Below are 20509 nucleotides of genomic sequence, written 5' to 3' on the forward strand. Positions count from 1 at the left end.
ATATAAATGATAGAACGGAAACACACGCCGAAAACGGCCGACAGAAGGGCATTCGTGTGTCGTTCTCACACTCGTGTCGGCGGCCGTACTATCAAGCGGTTTCGGCGCGGGCGTGGGGACGCTGCGGACGGCGCATCTTGAGACGCCACCGCTCCCTGTGACCGATCTGTGATCGCTCCGTGACCGATAACTTCGCGGGCCGTGAACGAAAACGCGTGAACGGGACCGACCGCGAACGCGACCGCGACAACACCGATAGCCGCGCGGATCGGGGCGACCAAAGCGACTCGCGGCTCGGCACCATCGCGTTCGCGCTGGCGGTCCTCATCGCGTCGGTGGTCCCGGTGTCGTGGGTGGCACCCGGCGGGGCGGAGGGTGCGGGCGGCGGCGGTGTCGGAAGCGGCGGCGGAGCCGCCGCGTTCGTCGACGCGCTCCCCTTCGACATCGGCTTCACCGACCCCTTCCACCTCGTCGGCTACGCGGTCCTGACGGTCCTCGCGAGCCGCGCGATCGGTCGAGGCCGCCTCGGGCTCCTCCTCGCCGCGGGCGCAGCGGTCGCGTTCGGGTTCGGGATCGAGCTCCTTCAGGCGCCGATCCCGTGGCGGTCGTTCGCGTGGCGCGACGCCGCCGTCAACGCGGTCGGAGCGTGTCTCGGGATCGCGGTGGTCCTCGCGGCCGCCGCTTTCCACCGGATCGGCCGCGACGAGCAGCAATGACGACACGGCTTTACGCGCTCGGCCGCTTCCTCCGGTAATGAGCAAGCCGAGCCCCGACGCGTACGAGCAGGGGCGCGGGATGGACGCGCACAACGCGGTGATGCGCGATATCCGCGCCGAGCGCTCGGAGACGTACGACCCGACCCAGCCCACCCGCGTGTGGATCGACGAGGACAACACGCCCGACGGCGTCGTGAACTCCCTCACGATCATCTTAAACACCGGCGGCTGCCGGTGGGCCCGCGCCGGCGGCTGTACGATGTGCGGCTACGTCGCGGAGTCGGTCGAGGGCGGCAGCGTGAGCCACGAAGCCCTCATGAACCAGATCGAGGTGTGCCTCGACCACGAGCAAGAAGAAGCGGACGCCCCGGCAGAGCTGATCAAGATCTACACCTCCGGATCCTTCCTCGACGAGCGCGAGGTCCCCGCCGAGACCCGGCGGGCCATCGCCGAGACGTTCGCGGACCGCGACCGGATCGTCGTCGAGTCGCTGCCAGACTTCGTGAGCCGGGAGAAGATCGGCGACTTCGCGGACCACGGGATCGCGACCGACGTGGCGGTCGGGCTGGAGACCGCGACCGACCGCGTCCGCCACGACTGCGTGAACAAGTACTTCGACTTCGCCGACTTCGAGGACGCCTGCGCGGAGGCGGCCGCCGCGGACGACGACTTCGACGCCGACGTGGGGATCAAGGCGTACCTCCTCATGAAGCCGCCCTTCCTCGCGGAGCCCGAGGCTGCCGCCGACATGATCGACTCGATCCGGCGCTGCGCCGACGTGGACGGCTGTCACACCGTCTCGATGAACCCGACGAACGTCCAGCGCTACACGATGGTCGACGAGCTGTTCTTCGAGGGCGGGTACCGCCCGCCGTGGCTCTGGTCGGTGGCGCACGTCCTCGAAGAAACCGCCGACGTCGACGCCATCGTCGTCTCCGACCCGGTCGGACACGGCTCCGACCGCGGCGCGCACAACTGCGGCGAGTGCGACGACCGCGTCCAGACCGCGATCAAGGACTTCGACAAGCGGCAGGACCCGAGCGTCTTCGAGCAGGTGTCCTGCGAGTGCGAGGCGACGTGGGAGCTCGTGATGGCGGAGGAGACGAGCTACAACATGCCACTCGCGCGGTAGCTCCGTCTCCCGTTCCGCCCTCCGCGCTCCGTCAGAAACGGGAGCGATCGGGGACGGTTGCGATCAGATGACATCTATATTCTGAAACGTACGATCTGTTTTGAACAAATTTCTGAACAGTATACGCGTGTTAATGCGGATCATACCGATCGATCAGGTCGAAAAAGACCCTTATACCTCCGGATACTGAGGTGAACCATGAACGCAGACGCCAGCGGTTCCCGGTCGGACGCCAGCGGTTCCCGGTCCCTCCGCGGGAAGTCGGTCCTGTTCTGTGCGGAGTGCAGCTTCGAGAACCCCGTCTCCGAGGGGTGGCTCGTCGTCAGCGACGGCGACGAGCGCACCATCGTGTGCCCGGAGTGCGGGCACGTCGCCGACCACCGGACGGAGCGGTCGGCGCCGGCGCCGCGAGCGGACTGAGAACGGAATCGGTCGGTCGAGCGCTACTCCCTGATCCCCTCCGGCCCGTACCTCATTCCCTCCTCGGCGCGCGCTCGGCCAGCACCGGAATCGCGTCCAGTTTCTCGTCGTCGATCGCGTCCCAGTCGATCCCCTCCGGGCGCGGATAGGGCGTGTCGGTTCGAATCGTTCGCTCTGGAGTCACTACCAGATCGAGCGGCACGTCGTAGGCGTCGGGCGCCGGGAGGTCGGCGGCGTCCGCGATCGGCGACTCGGGACCGTCAAGGACCGATAGCTCGTGGACCGTGGTCGCCACCGCGGTCGTGTCATTGACAGCGCCAAGTTCGCTGAGCACGCCCCACTCTAAGTCGCTGTACCCCTCCCCCTTCCCGATCCGAGCGCCGTCGGTCGTGACGCCAACCGAGCCGGCGACCACGAGGTCGACGTGCGGCACGTCCTCCGGCGGGACCGGAGTGCCGTACGTCGAGATGCCCGAGACGGTGGTGGCGTCGTCGATATCGGCGTCGTCGTCGGGCTTCGCCCGACTGCCAGAGGCGCGGTGCGCCTCGCTGCCGTCGGCCGCGATCGCTTCCGGGTCGAGCCGGAGGAACGGGTCGGCGTCGCGGAGCCGCGGCTGGGCGACGTACACCGTCTTCCCGGCCCGGAGCGCGGCGCGTCGCACGGGGAGCTGCGGCGCGTCCGGGTTGCACTTGAGCGTCGCCGCCGACGCCCACGCGTCGGTCTCGGTCAGGCGATCGCGGGCGGCGTCGGCGCCCGCGAAGTTCGGGATCCGATCGTGCGGCGGGAATGGGAACCGTGCTTGGTCGCCCGCCTCGAAGGCGTCCCAGACGGTCTCGCGGACGGCCTGTTTGTTCATGTTCGACGGTGGAGACGCGGCGACAAGTAGTCCACGAAGCCCGGCGTCGTCCCCCGTGTCTCGGTCATCCCCGCCCTCATCCCGCTCCCGTCCAGCGGTCGGGTCGATCTACCGGCGTATTTATATATCAGATGTGTGTGAGTTCATCCATGCTCGAAGACGGACTCTCGTACCCAGTTCGCGGCGACTGGATCGGGCGGATCATCATCGGAGGAATACTGGGGCTCTTCTCGGTCCTCCTGCTCCCGGCGTTCGTGATCGTCGGGTACCTCGTCCGCGTGCTCGAACGGACCATCGGCGGCGAGGACGTACCGCCGGAGTTCGACGAGTGGGGCGACCTCCTGATGAAGGGCGTAATCGGAACGATCATCACGATTGCGTACATGGTTATTCCGGTGATCGTGTACGGGGTCGTCGTTGCGGTCGTGGGCGGGACGAGCGGCGCGATCGGCGGCGACGCCGGCGCGCTCATCGGGGTCGTCGGCGTGCTGCTCGCGCTGGCGTTTCTCCCCGTGCTGTTCTTCATCTACTACGCTGTTCCCGCCGCGCTATCGGCGTACGCGGCCCGCGGCGAGATGGGCGCCGCGTTCGACCTCGACCTGCTGAAGCCGGCGCTGTTCAGCACCGAATACCTCGTCGCCGTGCTGATGCCCATCGTCGTGGCAGTGATCATGTGGATCGTCACGGCGGTGCTTACGGTGACTGTCGTCGGCCTCCTTCTCGTTCCCTTCGTCCAGTTCTACGGACAGGTCGCGGTGTTCCGGATGTTCGGCTCTGCGTTCGCGAGCGTGAACGACCGGATCGAGACAGGGTCGGCCGGCGGCAACGTGGGGACGGTCGGCGACGACGTGGCGTACTGAAGGCGTCCCATCGACGCGTTCCGCGACGCGCCTTTTAAACCGTTCAACCGCCCACGTACGGGTATGTTCGAAGACCGGCCGGACCGCGACGCCGAGGTCGTCCTCGTGGGGCGCTCGAACGTCGGCAAGTCCACGCTGATGCGCGAGCTGACGGGCCACGACTTCTCGACGGGCGGCAAGCCGGGCGTCACCCGCCAGCCGAACCACTTCGACTGGGCCAGCGAGAGCTTCATGTTCACGGACCTGCCCGGGTTCGGCTTCATGTCCGGCGTCGAGGAGGAGCACCGCGAGGCGATCAAGACGAACATCGTTCACTACCTTGAGGACAACGCCGACTCGATCCTGGCGGGCGTCGTCGTGATGGACGGGAAGGCCGCCGTCGACATCATCGACCGGCACGCCGAGCGTGGGAACATTCCCCACGACGTGGAGATGTTCGGCTTCCTCGAGGACGTAGGCGTCGAGCCCATCGTCGCCGTCAACAAGACCGACAAGATCGACGACCTCGACGAGCGGCTCGACGCGATCTGCGACCGGCTCGGGCTGTACCCGCCGTGGCAGCAGTGGTCCGACCGGATCGCGCCGATCTGTGCGAAGAAGGGCGACGTCGAGGCGTTAGAGGAGTGTCTCCGGACGCGCTTCCACGAGCACAACCGCGACGACCTGCTGAAGTTCGTCTCCTGAGCGACCGCGCGCTCGTTTAAGTAGCGAGCCGACGATCGCGTCCGTATGAACGCCCGTCCCGTCGCGGCACTCGGCGTCGCGCTCACGACGTTTCTCGCCGTCGCCGCGCTGTTCACCGAACTCCTCGCCGCTCGAATCGCTTTTTCCGCGCTCGTCGGGCTCCCCGCCGGACTCGTCGCCGGCGCCGCGGCGGGGATCACGACGTGGGCGCGTCTCTGGGCCAGACCGGGGACTCGGCCGTCTCTGCTCGGAATCGCCGCGTTCGGCTACGCCCTCCTCGTCGCCGCCGCGGTCTCGTACACGGTGCCGCCGGCTCGCGACCTGGTTGGCGTCGACACGGCGGTCCCGTTCGCCGCGCTCTGTGCGATCGCCGTGTTCCTACTCGCCCGCCGGGACGCGGACCGGATCGCGTGACCGGCGAAAGATGGAGGCCGGCTCCGACCTCAGGCGAACACGACGAACCGGAACAGCCACAGCGTGACCATCCCGCCGGTGATGGTCGCCAGCACGTTCTCCGTGCGCCACGCGATCACGCCGGCGACGGCGCCGGCGATCAGTCGCTCGTCGGCGAGCGTCGCGGCGACCGAGGGCCGGATCGTCACCAGATCGGGGAGCACGAGCGCCGCGAGCACGGCCGGCGGGACGTACCTGAGGGGGCGTTTGATACGGGCGGGAACCTCGTCGATCCGGCCGAACAGGTGGATGAAGGAGAGCCGGAACCCGTACGTCGCGAGCCCGATGAGGACGATGGTGAGCCAGAGTTCGAGCGCGTCGCCGAAGGGGAGGAGAGAGCCGCCGGTCACGACTCGTACACCTCCGTCAGCAGGCCGACCGCAATTCCGGAGACCGCGCCGGCCAGCAGCCCGAGGTTCAGGGGGAGCCCGGCGGCGACGACCGCGATCGTGCCGCCGGCGACGCCCGCGGCGGTGGTCGGCCGGTCCTTCATCGCGGGGACGAGGAGCGCGAGGAACACCAGCGGGACCGCGAAGGTCAGGCCCCACGCGTCGGGGACGCCGGCGCCGACCACGACGCCGACCACCGTGCCGATCTGCCAGACCACCCACAGCGCCGCGGCCGCGCCGAAGTAGTAGCGCCACCGGCTGCGCTCCGGGTTGGCCTCGTACTCCGCGACCGAGAGCGCGTACGCCTGATCGGTGAGCAGGTACGCGAGGCCCGCCCGGAACCTGCGACCGTAGTCCGCGAAGTGCGGGGCGATGGAGGCCGAGTACATCACCACCCGGAGGTTGATCACGACCGCGGTGCCGACCACGACCGCGAACGGCGCGTTCGACCCGATCAGATCTATCGCGGCGAGCTGGGAGGCGCCCGCGAACACGATCACCGACATCCCGACCGCCTCGGCGAGCCCCAACCCGGCGTCGACGGCGGCGATACCGGCGACCAAGGCGAACGGGGCGATCCCGAGCAGCAGCGGCGACACGTCTCGGACGCCGGCCCAGATGTCGCCGTCAGTGAAGTCTCCGTCCACGGTCACTCTCGCGGGTAGACGGGCTCGTCGTGCTTCGCCGCGAGGTGGTCGGCGTGTTCCAGCTTCGTGTTGGCCTTGCGGAACGTGCCGAGCAGGGAGTGGATCTCGCGTTCGGTCGGGTGCGCGCGCCCGAGCAGCCGGCGCATCAGCAGCGCGTTCTTCTCGCGCACGTGCTCGCGCTGGCCGGTGGACTCGAGGAACTCGCCGAAGAATTCGTGGAAGCGCTCCACGTCGCCCTCGGGGGCGCGCGTGACCGCGGTGTCGGGGAGCTGCGTCTCGTCGACGGTGAGATCGCGGAGCTCGTACAGGAGGACGGTTGCGGCCTGCCCGAGGTTCAACACGGGGTAGTCGTCGGCGGCCGGGATCGAGCACACCTCGTCGAGCCGCGAGAGCTCCTCGTTGTTGAGGCCGCGCCCCTCGCGGCCGAAGACGATGGCGGTCGGCGCGTCCACGGTCTCCAGCGACTCGCGCAGTTCGACGGGGGTCTTGAAGGGGAACCGCTCGTGGCTCTGGTCGTCCTCGCCGGTGATCGCGGTGGTGCCGACCGTGTGGTAGTTCGCGACGACCTCGTCGAACGTCACCTCGTCGGCGTTCGGGAGTACGTCCTCGCGGGCGTGGCCGGCGAAGCCGTACGCCTCGCCGTCCTCCTTCAGCTCCGGCGGATCGACCAGCTTGAGGTCGGTGAGTCCGAAGTTCTTCATCGCTCGGGCGATGGTGCCGACGTTGCCGGGCGTCTCCGGCTCGACGACGACCACGACCGGCTTGCGACGGGGCTGAGGGGACTCGTGACCGTCGCCGTCGCCCTCGTCTCCCCCGCTCATTGGTTCGACGGGTAGTCGGTCGAGAGGTCGACGTCGTCGAGGTCGTCCTCGCTCAGCTTGTCCTCCGTGTCCCCCTGCTTGTCGTCGCTCTCGCCGGCGAGTTCGAGGATGTCGATCCGGTCGCCCTCGAAGTCCTGCTCGACGCGCTCCTGGACGTCCTGCTGGTCCGGTAAGTCCGGGAGCCCGTCGGGGTCCTCCTCGACGTGCTCGACCGGGGCGTACCCCTCCGGGGCCTCGTTGCCCGCGGCGACCCACTCGTGGAAGCGGTCGCCGAACTCGAGGGAGCCGGCGTGCTCGCTGCCGCCCTCCTCGCGGAACCAGTAGAGCAGGTCCGGCTCGTGCTCGGGACAGAGCAGCACCTCTCCCTTCGGCTCGCCGTAGACTATCTCGGCCTGGTTACACCGCTGGATCTCGGCTTCACCGTGTTCGAGGTAACAGACGTCGCAGGGCTCCTCGACGAGCCCGACGAGTCTGACGAGACGTTCTCGGGGCCCGTCCGGGATCTCGTCGAGGGGCTTCAGCTCCTCGTCGCCGGTGAAGATATCCTCCTCGTCGAACCGCCATCCGCGGAGGCCGACGCTCACTTTCGCCATGCCCGAGGCTACGCGAGTCGCGGATAAAAGCGCGTCCTTCCGGCGACGAGGGCCCGTTCGCGAGGCATATACGGACGCGGCCCGTACCCCCGCCAATGCGACGACGGGGAGTCCTCGCGGCGATGGGTGTCGCGTCGATCGGCGGGCTCGCGGGCTGTGGCGGAAGCGCGCCGACGGCGGGTGGTGGGAGTGAAGGCGAGAGCGACGGGGAGGGTGACGGAGACGCCGACGACGACGGCGATACCGACACCGCCACGAGCGACCTCCCGACCGACTGGCCCTCTGGGACGTACGCCGACTACGAGGCGATCACTGTGACCGTCCGGACATCCGAGGGCGACGATTTGGGTGCGGTGCGAGCGGCGGTCGCGGACACGCGAGACAAACGGGTCCTCGGTCTCAGCGACGCCCCCACGCTCCCCGAGAACGCCGGAATGCTGTTCGTGTACCCAGAGCCACGGGAGTCGCTGACGTTCATCATGCCGGACATGGACTTCGGGATCGACATCGTCTACGCCGACGCCGAGGCGACGATCACACGGATCCACAACGCACCGGAACCGGGACCGAACGAGGACGGGAGCGAGCAGCGGTATCCGGGGTCCGGACAGTACGTGCTCGAACTCCCCTACGAGTGGACCGACCGACGCGGCGTCGAGGTCGGCGACTCGTTGGCGTTCGAGCTGTGACCCCGTCTATCGAGCTCTGTCGATAGCCGTCGGGTCAGGAGCGTTCAGCTCCGGGGATCGAGCGACGCTCGCTCCGAGCACGACAGTCATGACCGCGAACAGTGCCAAGATCGCGACGGCGAACCCGGCCACGCCGAGCGTGATGAGAAGTTGACTCCCGAGCAGTTCGCCACCTATCGTCGCGACGAGGGCGGCTGACGCGGCTCCGAGCAATCGGTCCTCTGCTTTCGTGTTCATGCGTTACGTCCGTGCTGGACGGCATTAACGCGTTCTCGACCGCTGCCGTCATGTCTCATACTGACACGTCTCGTTGCGATCGAGGACCGATCGACGACCCGCCACCGGTCCGACGACCCGTCGCGGGTCACCTCTCACCCACCCGATCTATCGGTGGTCCCGCCCGCCGGCGCGGTTCGTCCGCTCCGTGCACTCGTCCCGTTTATACCGCTCGCGCACGTGGCGATCGTATGCGAAACGTGGACGCCGCGGGGCTCGGGATCGGCGACGACCACCCGCCCCGGATCATGGGCGTGCTGAACGTCTCCGCGGAGTCGCCGTACGACCCGAGCGTGTACGACGACCCCGGCGAGGCCGCCGCGTACGTCGACGAGGAACTGATCGGCGAGGGCGCCGACATCGTCGACGTGGGCCTCGAGTCGGCCAACAAGGACCTCGACGTACTCTCCGCCGAACAGGAGCTGGACCGGCTCGACACCGCGGTCGAGACGCTGGAGTCGACCTCGGGCGACGCCGTCTGGTCGATCGAGACCCGCTACCACGAGGTCGCCGACGAAGCGCTCTCTCGGGGATTCGACATGGTCAACGACATCTGCGGCTTCGCCGATCCCGAGATGCCGCGGATCTGCCGCGAGCATGACGCGGTCGTCTCGAAGATGGCCTCGCCGCCTGATCTGGAGCGCCCGGGCGCGATCGAGGACGTCGACGACATCTACGAGGCGCTCTCGATGAACGGCCTCACCGACAAGACGATCCTCGACCCCGCGTTCGGCGGCTGGTCGGTCGAGAAGACCCACGAGGACGACCGCGAGACGTTCCACCGGCTCCGCGAGTTCCGGGGGTACGGCCGCCCACTCCTCGTCTCGATCAACCGCAAGAGCTTCCTCAAGACGATCGCGGGACGGAGCACCGAGGAGGCCCTCCCGGTGTCCCTCGCCGCTACCTCGATGGCAGTCGAGCGCGGCGCCCACGTGATCCGCACCCACGACGTGGCCGAGACGCGCGACGCGGCGCTGGTCGGCGCCGAGTTCGCGCGGGATCGGGTCCCCTCGGGCGACGAGGCCGACGCCGGCGAGGTCGCCGTCGAGGAACTCGACGTGACGACCGTTCGGGAGGCGGAGCGTCACCTGGACCGCCTCGGCGCCGACCCGTCCGTCGCCGGCGACGCGGTCGTCCGCACCTACGAACTCGGCGGGCTCACCGACGAGGCGGTCGGCGCGCTCCGGGCGGCGACCGCCGAGCCCGGCGTCGGCGCGGCCTTCACACTCGCTGGCTCCGCCGCTCACGAGACCGCGAGCCCGTCCTCCGCCACCGACGGCGGGACACCCGGCTGCAGCGGTGCCGACAGGGGGTCCGGACTCCTCGTCGGAACGCCGAACGCGGTGTCTGGGGTTCGATCGTCGGTTTCGGGGGTTTCAGACGCGCTCGACGCCGCACTGGAACGAATCGATGACACCTCCAAGTAAGAGAAAGTTTATGCCGTCGTGCAGACAACCCGTTCACTGGACGCCGGAGGGGCACGCGGGTAGGGGTACTCTGTGCTACTCCGGCCCATACCATATTCCGCCCTACCAGCGGCGGCGCTGTGCGGTATCGCGGTCGAGACGCGGAATGTACGCATCGACAGCGGGGGATCCGAGATGAACTTCGAGACCTTCGAACCCGCCTACGAGGCGATCCTCGCGGACTTCGGCTTCGACCGGGCGGCCGACGAACGCGCTCGCGACGTGGCCGCCGAGATCGCGACCCCGTTCCCCCTCAATCGGCTCGGCGACTGGCGCGGCGAGACCGTGGCGATCGTCGGCGCCGCCCCGTGTCTGGTCGAGGAACCCGACGAGGTCGAGACCGCCCGCGACGCGGACGCCGTCGTCGCCGCTTCCACCGCCGCCGACGCCCTGCGCGAGCGCGGCGTCGCCGTCGACTGCATGGTGACGGACCTCGACAAGAACCCCGACACCGCGGCGGAACTCACCCGCGAAGGCGTTCCGGTCGCGGCCCACGCCCACGGCGACAACGTCCCCGCGGTCCGCGAGTGGCTCCCCCGGTTCGCGGACGAGGCGACGCTGGCGACGACGCAGGCGGCCCCCGTCGGTCCGGTCCGGAACCTCGGCGGGTTCACCGACGGCGACCGCGCCGCCTTCCTCGCGGACCACGTTGGCGCCGGGCGCCTCGTCTTCCCGGGGTGGGACTTCGACGACCCGGACGTGAACCCGATGAAGGCGCGGAAGCTCGACTGGGCCGCGCGGCTGTTGCGGTGGCTGGAGTGCCGCCGCAACGAGCGGTTCGCGGTCCTCGACGGGCGCCGCGAGGGGCTCGACGACGCGCTCGCACCGATTCTTCGGGGACGCGACGACAGGTAGTTTAAAAGAAAGACGGAGAGCGCTACTCCACGCGGTCCTTCGGCAGCAGCTCCGCGCGGTCGCGAGCGTCGAGCCACTCGACCAACTGGACGAGCTGGTCGCTCGCGGCCTCGAACAGCCGCTCCGCCTTCTCTTCAGTCACGTCGGTCGGGTCGCCGAACGCCCCGTTCGCGGAGTTGTCGATGGAGTCGTAGAACGTCCGGGCGCCGTGGACCATCGCGTCCGACTCGTCGAGGTGGACGAGCCCGTCGTCGCGAGCGTCCTCCAGCCGGTCGGTCTTGACGAGTTCGGGGGCGATGTGGGTGATCATCGCGGTCTCCTTCGGCCCCGCGTGGGGTCCGTTGTGCTCGAACAAGTCGTCGACGAGTTCGGGGATTGACTCGTCCCACATCCACTCGATCGCGTACGCCGTCTCGTCCTCGTGGAGTCTGCGTCCGACCTCCCGGAGGTGCTGGACGTTGCCGCCGTGGGCGTTCACGAACACGACCCGGTCGATCCCGTGGTACGCGAGGTTCCGGGTGAACGACTCCACGTAGTCGCGGAACTCCGGCGGGTCGACCCACATCGTCCCCGGGAACTGCCGGTGGTGCGGGCTGACGCCGACGGTGACGGTGGGGGTGCGGACGGCGCCCGTCTCCTCGGCGGCCGCGGTCGCGAGCGCCTCGGCGATCAGGTGGTCGGTCGCGAGCGGCAGGTGTGGGCCGTGCTGTTCCGTGGATCCCAGGGGGACGAGCGCGACGGATTCGTCCGACAGCGACTCCCCGAGTTCCGGCCACGTGTGGTCGGCGAGATACATACTTGACCTCCGTGTTCGGGGACGTATGAACCCCGCTTTCTCGGTCGGGCTCGCCGGGTTCGTTCGGTCGTTCCGACCGCTGGTGCGAGCACTTCCGGGCGGTCCCAAGCGGGGCGTCGGCTCGTGTCGCCACCCTTTTTGTGTCGTCCCGCCGAATTCGGGCGTATGTTCGGAGGAGGCGGCATGAACCCGCGAAAGATGAAACAGATGATGAAACAGATGGGGATCGACGTCGAGGAGCTCGACGCCGAGCGGGTCGTCATCGAGACGGCCGACGGCGACGACCTCGTCTTCGACGGCGCCCAGGTGACCAAGATGGACGCCCAAGGCCAGGAGACCTACCAGATCGTCGGCTCGCCCGACTCGGTCGCCGACGCGGGCGCCGGCGGAAGCGCCGCGGCGGTCGAGGGCGGCGCCGAGGCGACGGCGATCGAAGACGCCGACGCGGACGACGCCGACGCCGGCATCCCCGACGACGACGTGGCGCTCGTCGCCGAGCGCGCCGAGGTGCCGCAGTCGCGGGCCCGCGAGGCCCTGGAGGATGCCGACGGCGACCTCGCGGCCGCGATCGCGGAGCTGGAGTGACTGATCCGGCGTGACGGACGCCGCATACCTGTTGGTCCACGACGACAGAGAGTACCTGCTGGAGCCGGGCGAGGAGTTCGGCACCGACCTCGGCGTGCTCGAGATCCCCGACGACGTCGAGGGCGGCGACACCGTCGAGACGCATCTCGGCACCGCCTTCGAGGTCCGCGAGCTCCGCGGGCCGGACCTGTTCAACCACCTCGAACGCACCGGCGCCCCGATGATGCCCCGCGACGTGGGGCTCGTGATGGGCCACACCGGCGCGTCCGGCGGCGACCGCGTGCTCGACGCCGGCACGGGCACAGGGATCCTCGCCGCGTACCTCGGTCGCGCCGGCGCCGACGTGACCAGCTACGAGATCGATCCCGACTTCGCCGATGTCGCCCGCGGGAACATGGCGACCGCCGGCGTGTCGGACCGCGTCGAGGTCCGCACCGGCGACCTCACCGAGGAGCTGGACGCGCTCGCCGACGAGGACCCCTTCGACGCCTTGACGCTCGACACGGGCGACGCCCCGGCGGTCGTCGAGCGCGCGGACGACCTGCTCGCGTCGGGCGGCCGCCTCGCCGTCTACTCGCCGTTCGTCGAGGGGACCCGCGAGGCCGCACTCGCCGCGCGCGAGGCCGGGTTCGAGGGCGTCGAGACGCTCGAAACGATCCAGCGCGAGATGGACTTCTCCGACCGCGGCTCCCGCCCCTCCACCGCGGGTGTCGGCCACACCGGCTACTTGGTGTTCGGCCGGGCGCCGTAGTCGGACCGGCGCAACGTTCTTTCCGATTCCGCCGCCACGGAGCGTATGGCTCCGCCGACGGGTGACGACGACACTTCGAAGCCAGAGGGCGACGACCCCTCCGAGGTCGCCGTCGCGCTCGACGAGGCCGATGACGAACTCGGGAAGGCCATCGAACGCGCCCTCGCCGGTCGGCCCGATGTCGTCCCCGTCGGCGTCCCGTTGGCGCTTCTCCCGCCGATACTCGCCGCGAGGAGCGAGACGACGGGCGGCACGTGGCGGGTCGCCTGTCGGCCGGGCGTCGTCGACGCGCTCGGCCGGGCGCTCGTCCTCGGCACCGGGGTCGCCGAGGCGGTTGCGAAGGGGGCGATCGAACTGCGGACGGTCACGGACCAACCAGACGCCCAGCGAATGCTGTTCGCGTCCTCGGACCGCGTCGACGCGGTCGCCGGCCCGGAAGGGAACCGGACGCTCGTTTCCGCGGAGACGCCGGAGCGAGTCGCGCCCGCGGCCCGAGCGGTTCGCGAGCGGTTCGCGTCCGCGACGCCCGCGACCGTCGACATGCCCGCGCGAAGCCGCCTGCTCGCGGCCGCTCGCGAGACGCTCGACGACCGATTCGCGGACGACGTGGCGGCGACGCTCGACGCGCTCCCGCACGGCGCGGTCGGTCGGACCGGCGAGGTCACCGACCGGACGCTCCTCGTCGCGCTGGCGGCGCGCCACGACCACCTGCTGTGGGACCTGCGTCGATGGATCGGCGGCGAAGCAGATGGAGAGAACGCCGAAGGCGTCGGGATCGCCGCCGGACAGGACCTCACCGGCGACCGACGGGCTCTCGTGCGGCGCGGACTGATCGAGGCGATCAAGGTGCCGGCGGGCGACGGGCGCCCCCGACTCCGGCTTCGCGCCGCCGACGACGCGCTGCTCCGCGCGACCCCCGACGAGGTGCTCAGCGTGCTCCGCGGGCGGTTCGCGCTCCCGGTCGACGAGGACGGCCGGGTTCAAGTGCCCCCCGGACGCGACGAGCGGCGACCGGTGTGGGAACAGGCACGACGTGACAAGAACTAACTCCCGGCGGCGCCCCCGAACGGGTATGCCGAACTTCTCCGACAGGGTCGAGCGGATCTCGATCAGCGGGATCCGCGAGGTGTTCGAGGCGGCCGGCGACGACGCGATCAACCTCGGGCTCGGACAGCCCGACTTCCCGACGCCTGACCACGCGCGACGGGCGGCAGTCGACGCCATCGAGGCCGGGAAGGCCGACGCCTACACCGAGAACAAGGGGACACAGTCACTGCGCGAGGCGATCGCCGAGAAGCACCGGACGGATCAGGGGGTCGACCTCGATCCGGGCAACGTCATCGCCACCGCGGGCGGCAGCGAGGCGCTTCACATCGCCTTAGAGGCGCACGTCGACGCCGGCGACGAGGTGTTGACCCCGGACCCGAGGTTCGTCTCCTACGACGCGCTGACGAAGCTGACCGGCGCGGAGCCGGTCCCGGTCCCGCTGCGCGACGACCTCACGATCGACCCCGCCGCGATCGAGGACGCCATCACCGACGACACCGAGGCGTTCGTGGTGAACTCGCCCGGCAACCCGACTGGCGCGGTCTCCTCCGAGGCAGACGTGCGCGAGTTCGCGCGGATCGCCGACGAGCACGACGTGCTCTGCGTCTCCGACGAGGTGTACGAGTACACGGTCTTCGACGGCGAGCACTACTCGCCGATGGAGTTCGCCGAGACGGACAACGTCGTGGTCGTCAACTCCGCCTCGAAGCTGTTCTCGATGACGGGCTGGCGGCTCGGCTGGGTGTACGGCTCCGAGGAGCGCGTGGAGCGCATGCTGCGCGTCCACCAGTACGCGCAAGCCTGCGCGTCGGCGCCCGCCCAGTACGCCGCGGAGGCCGCGCTGCGGGGCGACCGCGGGGTCGTCGACGAGATGACCGCCTCCTTCGAGCGGCGCCGCGACCTCCTCCTCGACGGGTTCGACGACATCGGGATCGACTGCCCGACGCCACAGGGGGCCTTTTACGCGATGCCGCGGGTGCCCGAGGGGTTCGTCGACGAGTGCCTCGACCGCGGCGTGGTCGTCGTGCCCGGCGAGGCGTTCGGCGAGGGCGGGCGCGGGCACGCCCGGATCTCGTACGCGACCGACGAGAGCGAACTCCGCGAGGCGCTCGACGTGATGGCGGACGCCTACGAGGCCGCGAAGTAAGGCGAAGTACTGACAACACTTGCCAAGCGATAACTAAAGAGCATTAGTCGGTGCCGGGAGGTTTCCGCAAGTTATACTGCCGCCGGGAAAGTACCGAGGCGTAATGGACCGGAACATACAGGTCAGCCGCCTCGATCGCCGAGCGGTCGAGGACCAGGAGGTCGAGATCGTCGAGCGGAAGGGTGTCGGACATCCGGATTCGATCTCCGACGGTATCGCGGAGTCGGTGTCGCGCGCGCTCTCGCAGCTCTACTTGGACCGCGTCGGGAAGGTGCTCCACTACAACACCGACGAGACGCAGCTGGTCGCCGGCCGCGCCGCGCCCGCCTACGGCGGCGGCGAGGTCGTCGAGCCGCTCTACGTGCTCATCGTCGGGCGCGCCACGAAGGAGTACGAGGGCGAGCAGCTCCCGGTCGACTCGACCGCGCTCGCCGCCGCCCGCGACTACCTCTCCGAGGCGATCCCGGAGCTGGAGTACGGCACCGACGTGATCGTCGACGTGAAACTCGGCGAGGGGTCGGGGGATCTCCAAGACGTGTTCGGCGAGGAGACCCAACAGGTCCCGATGGCCAACGACACCTCCTTCGGCGTCGGCCACGCCCCCCTGACGGAGACGGAGGCGATCGTCTATGACGCCGAGCAGGAGCTCAACACGACCTACCACGACGATCACCCCGAACTCGGACCGGACGTGAAGATCATGGGCAAACGCGAGGGCGACCGGATCGACATCACGGTCGCGGCCGCGATGGTCGATCGGTACGTCGACGACCTCGACGAGTACGACGACGCCGTCGAGAGCGTCCGCGAGTTCGTCACCGAGCTGGCCGAGGCGCGCACCGACCGAGAGGTCCACGTCGACGTCAACACCGCCGACGACTACGAGGAGGGCTCCGTCTACCTCACCGTCACCGGCACCTCCGCGGAGCAGGGCGACGACGGCTCCGTGGGGCGCGGCAACCGCGCGAACGGGCTCATCACGCCGAACCGTCCCATGTCGATGGAGGCGACCTCCGGGAAGAACCCCGTCAACCACATCGGGAAGATCTACAACCTCCTGTCGACTCGGATCGCGGAGTCGGTCACCGAGGAGGTCGACGGGATCCGCGACCTGCAGGTCCGCCTGCTCTCGCAGATCGGGCGCCCGATCGACGAGCCGCACGTCGCCGACGCGCAGCTCGTCACCGAGGAGGGACTGGACATCGACGACATCGAGGAGGAGGTCGTCGCCATCGTCGACGAGGAGCTGGCGAACGTCACCGACGTGACACGCAGCGTCATCGACGGCGACGTGTCGACGTTCTGAGTTCGTCGCCGTCGACGCGATCCGCGACGGATCTCCGAAGCTATTTGCCTTCTGACGAATAACGGGTGGTAATGGAATCGACGCGCGGGTGGCCGATCCTCGCGCTCGTCGCGGTCGTCGGGATCGTCGCTCGCGCCGTCGAATTTTCGTCGTCGCCGACCGACGACCCGGTGGCAGTCGTTCTCGGCTCGCTGATCCCGCTGGGATTCGCGGTCGCCCTGCTGGTGCTGCTGTGGTGGATCCGGTACGATGAGCGAACGGCGATCACCCGCCGTACCGTCGCCTGGTGTCTGCTCGGTGGAGCCCTGATCGCTGGCATCGAGGGCACGACGATCCTCTACCAGCAGACGCAGGGCGTGGTGCTCACCGAGCGACGGCTCGCGGTGGTGAACGCCTTCGTGCGCGGGACGCTGCTCGGACTTCTGATCGGACTGTACGACCACCAGCGACGGACCGCGATACGCACGTCCCGCGAGAGCGAGACGCGTCGGGACCGGTTGGACGAGTTCGCGTCGGTCGTCGCTCACGACCTCCGGAACCCCCTCTCGGTCGCGCGAGGGTACCTCACCCTCGCCCGCGAGGGCGACGACGAGGCGTTCGACCGCATCGAAGACGCCCTGGCGCGCACGGAGCAGATCATCGACGACACCCTGATGCTCGCCCGGGAAGGGGAGGGGGCGGCGGAAACGGAGCGGGTCTCGCTCGCCGCGCTGGCGCGCGACGCGTGGTCGACGACAGCGGACACCGACGGCGCCGCGGGTGAGGCGGCCAGTCTCGACATCACCGACGATGTCACGCTCCATGCGGACCCGCCCCGCCTCCGCCGGCTTCTCGAGAACCTCTTTCGTAACGCGGTCGAGCACGGCGGTACCGACGGACCGGTGACCGTCACGGTCGGGGCCACGTCGACGGGGTTCTTCGTCGCCGACGACGGCCCCGGTATTCCCGCCGACGAGCGGGAGTCGGTTCTCGACGCCGGTTACACCACCGCTGAGGAGGGAACCGGATTCGGGCTCGCGATCGTCTCGCGGATCGCCGACGCCCACGGCTGGACGATGTCGATCGCGGAGAGCAACGAGGGCGGAGCGAAGTTCGTCTTCGAGACGGAATGAGAGGTCACGGCGGTCCGGGCGCGCGGCCCGCGTGACCGCAACCGATTTGTGGAGCGGCCGAGTCCGATAGCGTGTGACGCGGGTGTGTCTCCTCGGCGACCCCGACGTGAACCTCACCTACGAGCTGCTGTCCCGCGAGACGGCCCGGGACGCGCTCGCGACCTACGAGATCGAGGAGCCCTTCGAGAACAGCGTCGCGGTCGACACCGTGAGCCTCGGCGCCGCGGTGTCGCTGTTAAACGATCTCAACTGGTACCTCGTGCGCTTCGTCGACGAGGCGCTCGTCCGCGAGCCCTCCGTCTCTCCCGACGAGTGGCTCTCGCGCGACCTCGCCCGCGAGGTGCGTGACGGCGCGGTCCCGCCCGAGGAGACCGATCAGCGCTTAAAGGTGTTCGGGCTCGTCGACGGGCGACCGGTCGAACCGCTCTACGTCCGCCGGACGCAGGGCGAGACGCCCGAGTACGACCTCCGCGACGTCGACGAGACGGTGATCGTTCGGGTGAGCGAATCGGAGTTCTCGGGGTAGGTCGTCGCCGACGTCGATACTCGGCGGAGCCGCTCTTCACCGGTCTCTGAACTCCACCGTGTAGCCGTTGTTGCGAAGTGCTTCGACGAGCTCATCGCCGGGCTCGATTTTGAACTCGTGGAACGAGTTGGTCGGGGTGTCCGTCGTATACAGCTCTGAGTCGATGTTGTCCGGTATCTCGTTCTGATGGGTGTCCTCTTGGACGACGACCGGTTGACTGGGAACGCGGGTGGTACTGTCGTTCTCCGTCATTTGAATACATATTCTGTCACGACTATTTGGCTCTGTTGGAACCCCTTCTTCGGACGGGGCATTGTCGGCGGTTCTCGGGACCCCGGTGTCCGGACGGGTACGGATCTCTCGCCGGCCGGTCTCGCCGGTGGATCCACCGGAGACGGGTTGAAAAGGGTCCGGACCAAACTGGGACCATGGAACTGAAAGCTGACGGCGACGCGGAACTCCACGAGATCGATCGCTTCGGCCGGGGCGTCGGCTGGATCGCGCACCCCGGCGAATCGATGGAGCGGGCGAGCCACGCGGTCGCGGTTCCGAACGAGGAGAGCGAGACCGACGACGTCTGGGTGTTCGACCCGGTCGACGCGCCCGGCGTCGACGACCTGCTGGACGAACTGGGTACGGTCGCGGGCGTCGCGATCGGCCTCGATCGCCACAAGCGCGACAGCGCCGAGATCGCGACCCGACACGACGCGCCCGTCTACGTCGCCGACTGGATGACCGGCGTCGCGGAGGAACTCGACGCCCCCGTCGAGCGGTTCGGCTCGCGGCTGGCGGACTCGGGGTTCGAGGCGTTCCGAGTCCGCGACTCGACGGTGCCGCCGTGGCAGGAGGTCGGCTTCTTCGACGGCGAGACGCTGATCGTCCCCGAGTCGCTCGGCTCCGCCTCGTACTTCCGGGGCGACCGCGAGCGGCTCGGCGTTCACCCGATGCTGCGGCTGACGCCGCCGACCGAGGCGCTCTCCGGACTGAACCCGGAGCGAGTGCGCGTGGGCCACGGCGTCGGCGTGGAGGAGCGCGGCGCCCTCGCCGTCGAGGACGCGCTCTCCGGGTCGCGCCGCAAGGCACCCGGGCTGTACGCGCGGACCCTGCGCTCGGCGCTCGGGATCTGACCGTGTCGACGCCCCTGTGCTCGTGATCCACGTCACGCGCGACCTGTTGACGGTGTTGCTCGATCAGGCCGCCGAGCGCGACCCCGGCGAGACGAGCCTCCGGCTCTCGGCCACGCGCGCCGGCGAGTTCGACGAGGAGACCGGGCTCGATCCGGAGGTACCGGTGGTGACACACTTTACGCCCGCGGGGGTCGGCGGGTCGGTGAACGCGGTGTTCGGCGTCGACATCGGGACGCCCGCGGGCCGAGGCGGCGCGCGGTTCGTGTCGCACCCGAACGGGTTCCTCGGCGTGTCGAAGACGGACGATCTCGCCGCAGTCGTGCTCGTGGCGGTTCCGCCGTACGACGACGACGCGGTCGCCGCGTTCGACCGCGCCGGCGACGGGATCGAGCTGGCGGTCCTCGACGCGGCGCCGCCGGAGGAGTCACTTCCGGAGTGAGTGCGCCCCGACGACGGGGAACCACGGACGGTCGCCTCCGTCCCGAGCATGGGTTTAAAAAGCCCCGAGCGAGTACCACGTCCTAATGGCAGCACGCCCACCCGGCGGCGGCGGATCCTCGGAGCCGGACGCGATCGAGTTCGGTATCGCCGTGCTCGACGGACAGCTCGAGGAGGCGGACGTGTCGTTCCCGGCGACGGCCGAGGAGGTCCGCGACGCCCTCGGCGACCGCGACATCCCCTACGACTCCAAGGGACGGAAGATCACGCTCGGCGAGGCGCTCGACGAAGTGTCAGAGAGCCGGTTCGAAAACGAGACGGAGTTTCTCGACGCGCTGTACCCGGTGTTCGACCGCAAGCGGCGAGAGGGCGGCGGGTTCCTGACGAGCCTGCGAGACGCGCTTCCCTTCTGACGCGGTTCTCGGGGCCGAGCCGTACGCGGCTCGCGTCGGCTAGACCTCCAACTCCGCCTCGGCCTCGGATTCGTCGCCCCCGGTGTCGAGACGTTCGATGATGTCGTTAATCAGTACCACGTCGCCGACGGCCCGGACCCAGCGGTACGGGACGATGACGCCCGTGTTCCCACCGACGCGACCGGCGAACAGCTCGTGATTGAGTTCCGCGAGCGCGAGCCCGGTCACCGCCTGCGCGTCCAGATCGAGGCGCACGTCCTCGATCTCGCCGACGAAGACGCCGTTGTTCGAGTACACCTCGCGACCGACGAGAGACGTGATCTCCTCCGGAGCAGCGTTCATATGCGATACGGTCACGAGCGCGCCTATTAAGCGTTCGTTGTCGAACGACGCCCGTCAGACGG

Annotated in this window: 28 protein-coding genes; 19 read left to right on the forward strand and 9 right to left on the reverse strand. The window is 69.2% G+C overall.

Features of this window, described 5'->3' with window-relative positions:
• Positions 1–215 precede the first annotated feature (215 nt).
• From ACP96_RS03935 to ACP96_RS03945, 3 genes are all read left to right on the forward strand, one after another.
• On the forward strand, positions 216–716 hold the full coding sequence (locus ACP96_RS03935; RefSeq protein ID WP_394296539.1) for a hypothetical protein: 501 nt from the start codon (positions 216–218) through the stop codon (positions 714–716).
• A 37-nt stretch (positions 717–753) separates the two neighbouring features.
• A complete protein-coding gene (locus ACP96_RS03940) occupies positions 754–1848 on the forward strand; it encodes an archaeosine biosynthesis radical SAM protein RaSEA (protein WP_050032309.1) in 1095 nt (364 codons plus the stop codon).
• A gap of 198 nt (positions 1849–2046) precedes the next feature.
• The gene (locus tag ACP96_RS03945) at positions 2047–2268 is read left to right on the forward strand and encodes a hypothetical protein (RefSeq protein WP_050032310.1); all 222 of its coding nucleotides are present in this window, start codon (positions 2047–2049) and stop codon (positions 2266–2268) included.
• A 52-nt stretch (positions 2269–2320) separates the two neighbouring features.
• Here ACP96_RS03945 and ACP96_RS03950 read toward each other — a convergent pair whose 3' ends face one another.
• A complete protein-coding gene (locus ACP96_RS03950; protein ID WP_050032311.1) occupies positions 2321–3124 on the reverse strand; it encodes a 5-formyltetrahydrofolate cyclo-ligase in 804 nt (267 codons plus the stop codon).
• 149 nt (positions 3125–3273) lie between these two features.
• Between ACP96_RS03950 and ACP96_RS03955 the strand changes: the two genes are divergently transcribed.
• From ACP96_RS03955 to ACP96_RS03965, 3 genes are all read left to right on the forward strand, one after another.
• Positions 3274–3984 (forward strand): DUF4013 domain-containing protein, encoded by a 711-nt coding sequence (locus ACP96_RS03955; protein ID WP_050032312.1) that lies wholly within the window; start codon positions 3274–3276, stop codon positions 3982–3984.
• 63 nt (positions 3985–4047) lie between these two features.
• Positions 4048–4668 carry a GTP-binding protein EngB gene (gene engB, locus ACP96_RS03960; protein ID WP_050024104.1) on the forward strand — a complete coding sequence of 207 codons (621 nt, stop codon included), beginning with the start codon at positions 4048–4050 and terminating at the stop codon, positions 4666–4668.
• Between the two features lie 45 nt (positions 4669–4713).
• On the forward strand, positions 4714–5082 hold the full coding sequence (locus ACP96_RS03965; protein WP_050032313.1) for a hypothetical protein: 369 nt from the start codon (positions 4714–4716) through the stop codon (positions 5080–5082).
• A 29-nt stretch (positions 5083–5111) separates the two neighbouring features.
• Here the strand turns inward: ACP96_RS03965 and ACP96_RS03970 are convergent, their stop codons facing one another.
• Genes ACP96_RS03970 through ACP96_RS03985 form a run of 4 tightly spaced genes read right to left on the reverse strand, consistent with a single transcriptional unit; the run spans position 5112 to position 7571 of the window.
• The gene (locus tag ACP96_RS03970; protein ID WP_050032314.1) at positions 5112–5471 is read right to left on the reverse strand and encodes an AzlD domain-containing protein; all 360 of its coding nucleotides are present in this window, start codon (positions 5469–5471) and stop codon (positions 5112–5114) included.
• Entirely contained in the window at positions 5468–6163 is a 696-nt protein-coding gene (locus tag ACP96_RS03975) for an AzlC family ABC transporter permease (protein WP_394296540.1), read from the reverse strand. Before ACP96_RS03975 ends, ACP96_RS03970 begins: the two co-directional genes overlap by 4 nt.
• Positions 6160–6978 (reverse strand): RNA methyltransferase, encoded by an 819-nt coding sequence (locus ACP96_RS03980; RefSeq protein WP_050024101.1) that lies wholly within the window; start codon positions 6976–6978, stop codon positions 6160–6162. The genes ACP96_RS03975 and ACP96_RS03980 overlap by 4 nt, the downstream gene beginning before the upstream one ends.
• The gene (locus tag ACP96_RS03985) at positions 6975–7571 is read right to left on the reverse strand and encodes a hypothetical protein (protein WP_050024099.1); all 597 of its coding nucleotides are present in this window, start codon (positions 7569–7571) and stop codon (positions 6975–6977) included. The genes ACP96_RS03980 and ACP96_RS03985 overlap by 4 nt, the downstream gene beginning before the upstream one ends.
• 95 nt (positions 7572–7666) lie before the next feature.
• Here ACP96_RS03985 and ACP96_RS03990 point away from each other — a divergent pair, with 95 nt between their 5' ends.
• Positions 7667–8260, forward strand: a complete 594-nt coding sequence (locus ACP96_RS03990) for a DUF192 domain-containing protein (RefSeq protein ID WP_050032316.1) — start codon at positions 7667–7669, stop codon at positions 8258–8260.
• Positions 8261–8266: 6 nt separating this feature from the next.
• Here ACP96_RS03990 and ACP96_RS03995 read toward each other — a convergent pair whose 3' ends face one another.
• Complete coding sequence (locus ACP96_RS03995) at positions 8267–8497, reverse strand: hypothetical protein (RefSeq protein WP_050024097.1); 231 nt, start codon at positions 8495–8497, stop codon at positions 8267–8269.
• Between the two features lie 230 nt (positions 8498–8727).
• On the opposite strand from ACP96_RS03995, the gene folP reads away from it, so the two are divergent.
• Positions 8728–9963, forward strand: coding sequence for a dihydropteroate synthase (folP, locus tag ACP96_RS04000; protein ID WP_050032317.1), 1236 nt, complete (start codon positions 8728–8730; stop codon positions 9961–9963).
• A gap of 174 nt (positions 9964–10137) precedes the next feature.
• Complete coding sequence (locus ACP96_RS04005; RefSeq protein WP_050032318.1) at positions 10138–10857, forward strand: 6-hydroxymethylpterin diphosphokinase MptE-like protein; 720 nt, start codon at positions 10138–10140, stop codon at positions 10855–10857.
• 22 nt (positions 10858–10879) lie between these two features.
• Here ACP96_RS04005 and ACP96_RS04010 read toward each other — a convergent pair whose 3' ends face one another.
• Positions 10880–11653: a creatininase family protein gene (locus ACP96_RS04010; protein WP_050032319.1), complete on the reverse strand. Its 774-nt coding sequence runs from the start codon at positions 11651–11653 to the stop codon at positions 10880–10882.
• 165 nt (positions 11654–11818) lie between these two features.
• Here ACP96_RS04010 and ACP96_RS04015 point away from each other — a divergent pair, with 165 nt between their 5' ends.
• The 7 genes from ACP96_RS04015 (at position 11819) to ACP96_RS04045 (ending at position 18127) form a co-directional block, all read left to right on the forward strand.
• The gene (locus tag ACP96_RS04015) at positions 11819–12238 is read left to right on the forward strand and encodes a nascent polypeptide-associated complex protein (protein WP_050032320.1); all 420 of its coding nucleotides are present in this window, start codon (positions 11819–11821) and stop codon (positions 12236–12238) included.
• Positions 12239–12248: 10 nt separating this feature from the next.
• A complete protein-coding gene (locus ACP96_RS04020) occupies positions 12249–12989 on the forward strand; it encodes a methyltransferase domain-containing protein (RefSeq protein WP_050032321.1) in 741 nt (246 codons plus the stop codon).
• A gap of 45 nt (positions 12990–13034) precedes the next feature.
• Positions 13035–14036, forward strand: coding sequence for a transcriptional regulator TbsP domain-containing protein (locus ACP96_RS04025; protein ID WP_050032322.1), 1002 nt, complete (start codon positions 13035–13037; stop codon positions 14034–14036).
• A gap of 25 nt (positions 14037–14061) precedes the next feature.
• Positions 14062–15183 (forward strand): pyridoxal phosphate-dependent aminotransferase, encoded by a 1122-nt coding sequence (locus ACP96_RS04030; RefSeq protein WP_050032323.1) that lies wholly within the window; start codon positions 14062–14064, stop codon positions 15181–15183.
• A gap of 103 nt (positions 15184–15286) precedes the next feature.
• A complete protein-coding gene (locus ACP96_RS04035) occupies positions 15287–16489 on the forward strand; it encodes a methionine adenosyltransferase (RefSeq protein ID WP_050032324.1) in 1203 nt (400 codons plus the stop codon).
• A gap of 71 nt (positions 16490–16560) precedes the next feature.
• The gene (locus ACP96_RS04040; protein WP_050032325.1) at positions 16561–17601 is read left to right on the forward strand and encodes a sensor histidine kinase; all 1041 of its coding nucleotides are present in this window, start codon (positions 16561–16563) and stop codon (positions 17599–17601) included.
• Between the two features lie 73 nt (positions 17602–17674).
• Positions 17675–18127, forward strand: a complete 453-nt coding sequence (locus ACP96_RS04045; RefSeq protein WP_015910125.1) for a DUF5804 family protein — start codon at positions 17675–17677, stop codon at positions 18125–18127.
• 36 nt (positions 18128–18163) lie between these two features.
• Here ACP96_RS04045 and ACP96_RS04050 read toward each other — a convergent pair whose 3' ends face one another.
• Positions 18164–18379: a hypothetical protein gene (locus ACP96_RS04050; protein WP_050024087.1), complete on the reverse strand. Its 216-nt coding sequence runs from the start codon at positions 18377–18379 to the stop codon at positions 18164–18166.
• A 182-nt stretch (positions 18380–18561) separates the two neighbouring features.
• Between ACP96_RS04050 and ACP96_RS04055 the strand changes: the two genes are divergently transcribed.
• The 3 genes from ACP96_RS04055 to ACP96_RS04065 all read left to right on the forward strand — a co-directional run bounded on the left by ACP96_RS04055 (position 18562) and on the right by ACP96_RS04065 (position 20105).
• Entirely contained in the window at positions 18562–19254 is a 693-nt protein-coding gene (locus ACP96_RS04055) for a hypothetical protein (RefSeq protein WP_050024113.1), read from the forward strand.
• A 22-nt stretch (positions 19255–19276) separates the two neighbouring features.
• Positions 19277–19693 carry a hypothetical protein gene (locus ACP96_RS04060; RefSeq protein WP_050032326.1) on the forward strand — a complete coding sequence of 139 codons (417 nt, stop codon included), beginning with the start codon at positions 19277–19279 and terminating at the stop codon, positions 19691–19693.
• 85 nt (positions 19694–19778) lie between these two features.
• Positions 19779–20105 carry a DUF5789 family protein gene (locus ACP96_RS04065; protein WP_050032327.1) on the forward strand — a complete coding sequence of 109 codons (327 nt, stop codon included), beginning with the start codon at positions 19779–19781 and terminating at the stop codon, positions 20103–20105.
• 39 nt (positions 20106–20144) lie between these two features.
• Here the strand turns inward: ACP96_RS04065 and ACP96_RS04070 are convergent, their stop codons facing one another.
• Entirely contained in the window at positions 20145–20447 is a 303-nt protein-coding gene (locus tag ACP96_RS04070) for a PRC-barrel domain-containing protein (RefSeq protein WP_050024084.1), read from the reverse strand.
• Between the last annotated feature and the right edge of the window lie 62 nt (positions 20448–20509).

Source organism: Halorubrum halophilum (assembly GCF_000739595.1).
In the GTDB taxonomy this organism is placed as follows: Archaea; Halobacteriota; Halobacteria; order Halobacteriales; family Haloferacaceae; genus Halorubrum; species Halorubrum halophilum.

Bases quoted from the DNA above. Each gene is read 5' to 3' on its own strand.
- engB (WP_050024104.1), top strand. From the start codon at position 4,048: ATGTTCGAAGACCGGCCGGACCGCGACGCCGAGGTCGTCCTCGTGGGG.
- ACP96_RS03940 (WP_050032309.1), top strand. From the start codon at position 754: ATGAGCAAGCCGAGCCCCGACGCGTACGAGCAGGGGCGCGGGATGGAC.
- ACP96_RS04030 (WP_050032323.1), top strand. From the start codon at position 14,062: ATGCCGAACTTCTCCGACAGGGTCGAGCGGATCTCGATCAGCGGGATC.
- ACP96_RS04065 (WP_050032327.1), top strand. From the start codon at position 19,779: ATGGCAGCACGCCCACCCGGCGGCGGCGGATCCTCGGAGCCGGACGCG.
- ACP96_RS03990 (WP_050032316.1), top strand. From the start codon at position 7,667: ATGCGACGACGGGGAGTCCTCGCGGCGATGGGTGTCGCGTCGATCGGC.
- ACP96_RS04070 (WP_050024084.1), bottom strand. From the start codon at position 20,447: ATGAACGCTGCTCCGGAGGAGATCACGTCTCTCGTCGGTCGCGAGGTG.
- ACP96_RS04015 (WP_050032320.1), top strand. From the start codon at position 11,819: ATGTTCGGAGGAGGCGGCATGAACCCGCGAAAGATGAAACAGATGATG.
- ACP96_RS03955 (WP_050032312.1), top strand. From the start codon at position 3,274: ATGCTCGAAGACGGACTCTCGTACCCAGTTCGCGGCGACTGGATCGGG.
- ACP96_RS04010 (WP_050032319.1), bottom strand. From the start codon at position 11,653: ATGTATCTCGCCGACCACACGTGGCCGGAACTCGGGGAGTCGCTGTCG.
- ACP96_RS03980 (WP_050024101.1), bottom strand. From the start codon at position 6,978: ATGAGCGGGGGAGACGAGGGCGACGGCGACGGTCACGAGTCCCCTCAG.
- ACP96_RS04040 (WP_050032325.1), top strand. From the start codon at position 16,561: ATGGAATCGACGCGCGGGTGGCCGATCCTCGCGCTCGTCGCGGTCGTC.
- ACP96_RS04035 (WP_050032324.1), top strand. From the start codon at position 15,287: ATGGACCGGAACATACAGGTCAGCCGCCTCGATCGCCGAGCGGTCGAG.
- ACP96_RS03995 (WP_050024097.1), bottom strand. From the start codon at position 8,497: ATGAACACGAAAGCAGAGGACCGATTGCTCGGAGCCGCGTCAGCCGCC.
- ACP96_RS03965 (WP_050032313.1), top strand. From the start codon at position 4,714: ATGAACGCCCGTCCCGTCGCGGCACTCGGCGTCGCGCTCACGACGTTT.
- ACP96_RS04050 (WP_050024087.1), bottom strand. From the start codon at position 18,379: ATGACGGAGAACGACAGTACCACCCGCGTTCCCAGTCAACCGGTCGTC.
- ACP96_RS03945 (WP_050032310.1), top strand. From the start codon at position 2,047: ATGAACGCAGACGCCAGCGGTTCCCGGTCGGACGCCAGCGGTTCCCGG.
- ACP96_RS03985 (WP_050024099.1), bottom strand. From the start codon at position 7,571: ATGGCGAAAGTGAGCGTCGGCCTCCGCGGATGGCGGTTCGACGAGGAG.
- ACP96_RS04025 (WP_050032322.1), top strand. From the start codon at position 13,035: ATGGCTCCGCCGACGGGTGACGACGACACTTCGAAGCCAGAGGGCGAC.
- ACP96_RS03950 (WP_050032311.1), bottom strand. From the start codon at position 3,124: ATGAACAAACAGGCCGTCCGCGAGACCGTCTGGGACGCCTTCGAGGCG.
- folP (WP_050032317.1), top strand. From the start codon at position 8,728: ATGCGAAACGTGGACGCCGCGGGGCTCGGGATCGGCGACGACCACCCG.
- ACP96_RS04005 (WP_050032318.1), top strand. From the start codon at position 10,138: ATGAACTTCGAGACCTTCGAACCCGCCTACGAGGCGATCCTCGCGGAC.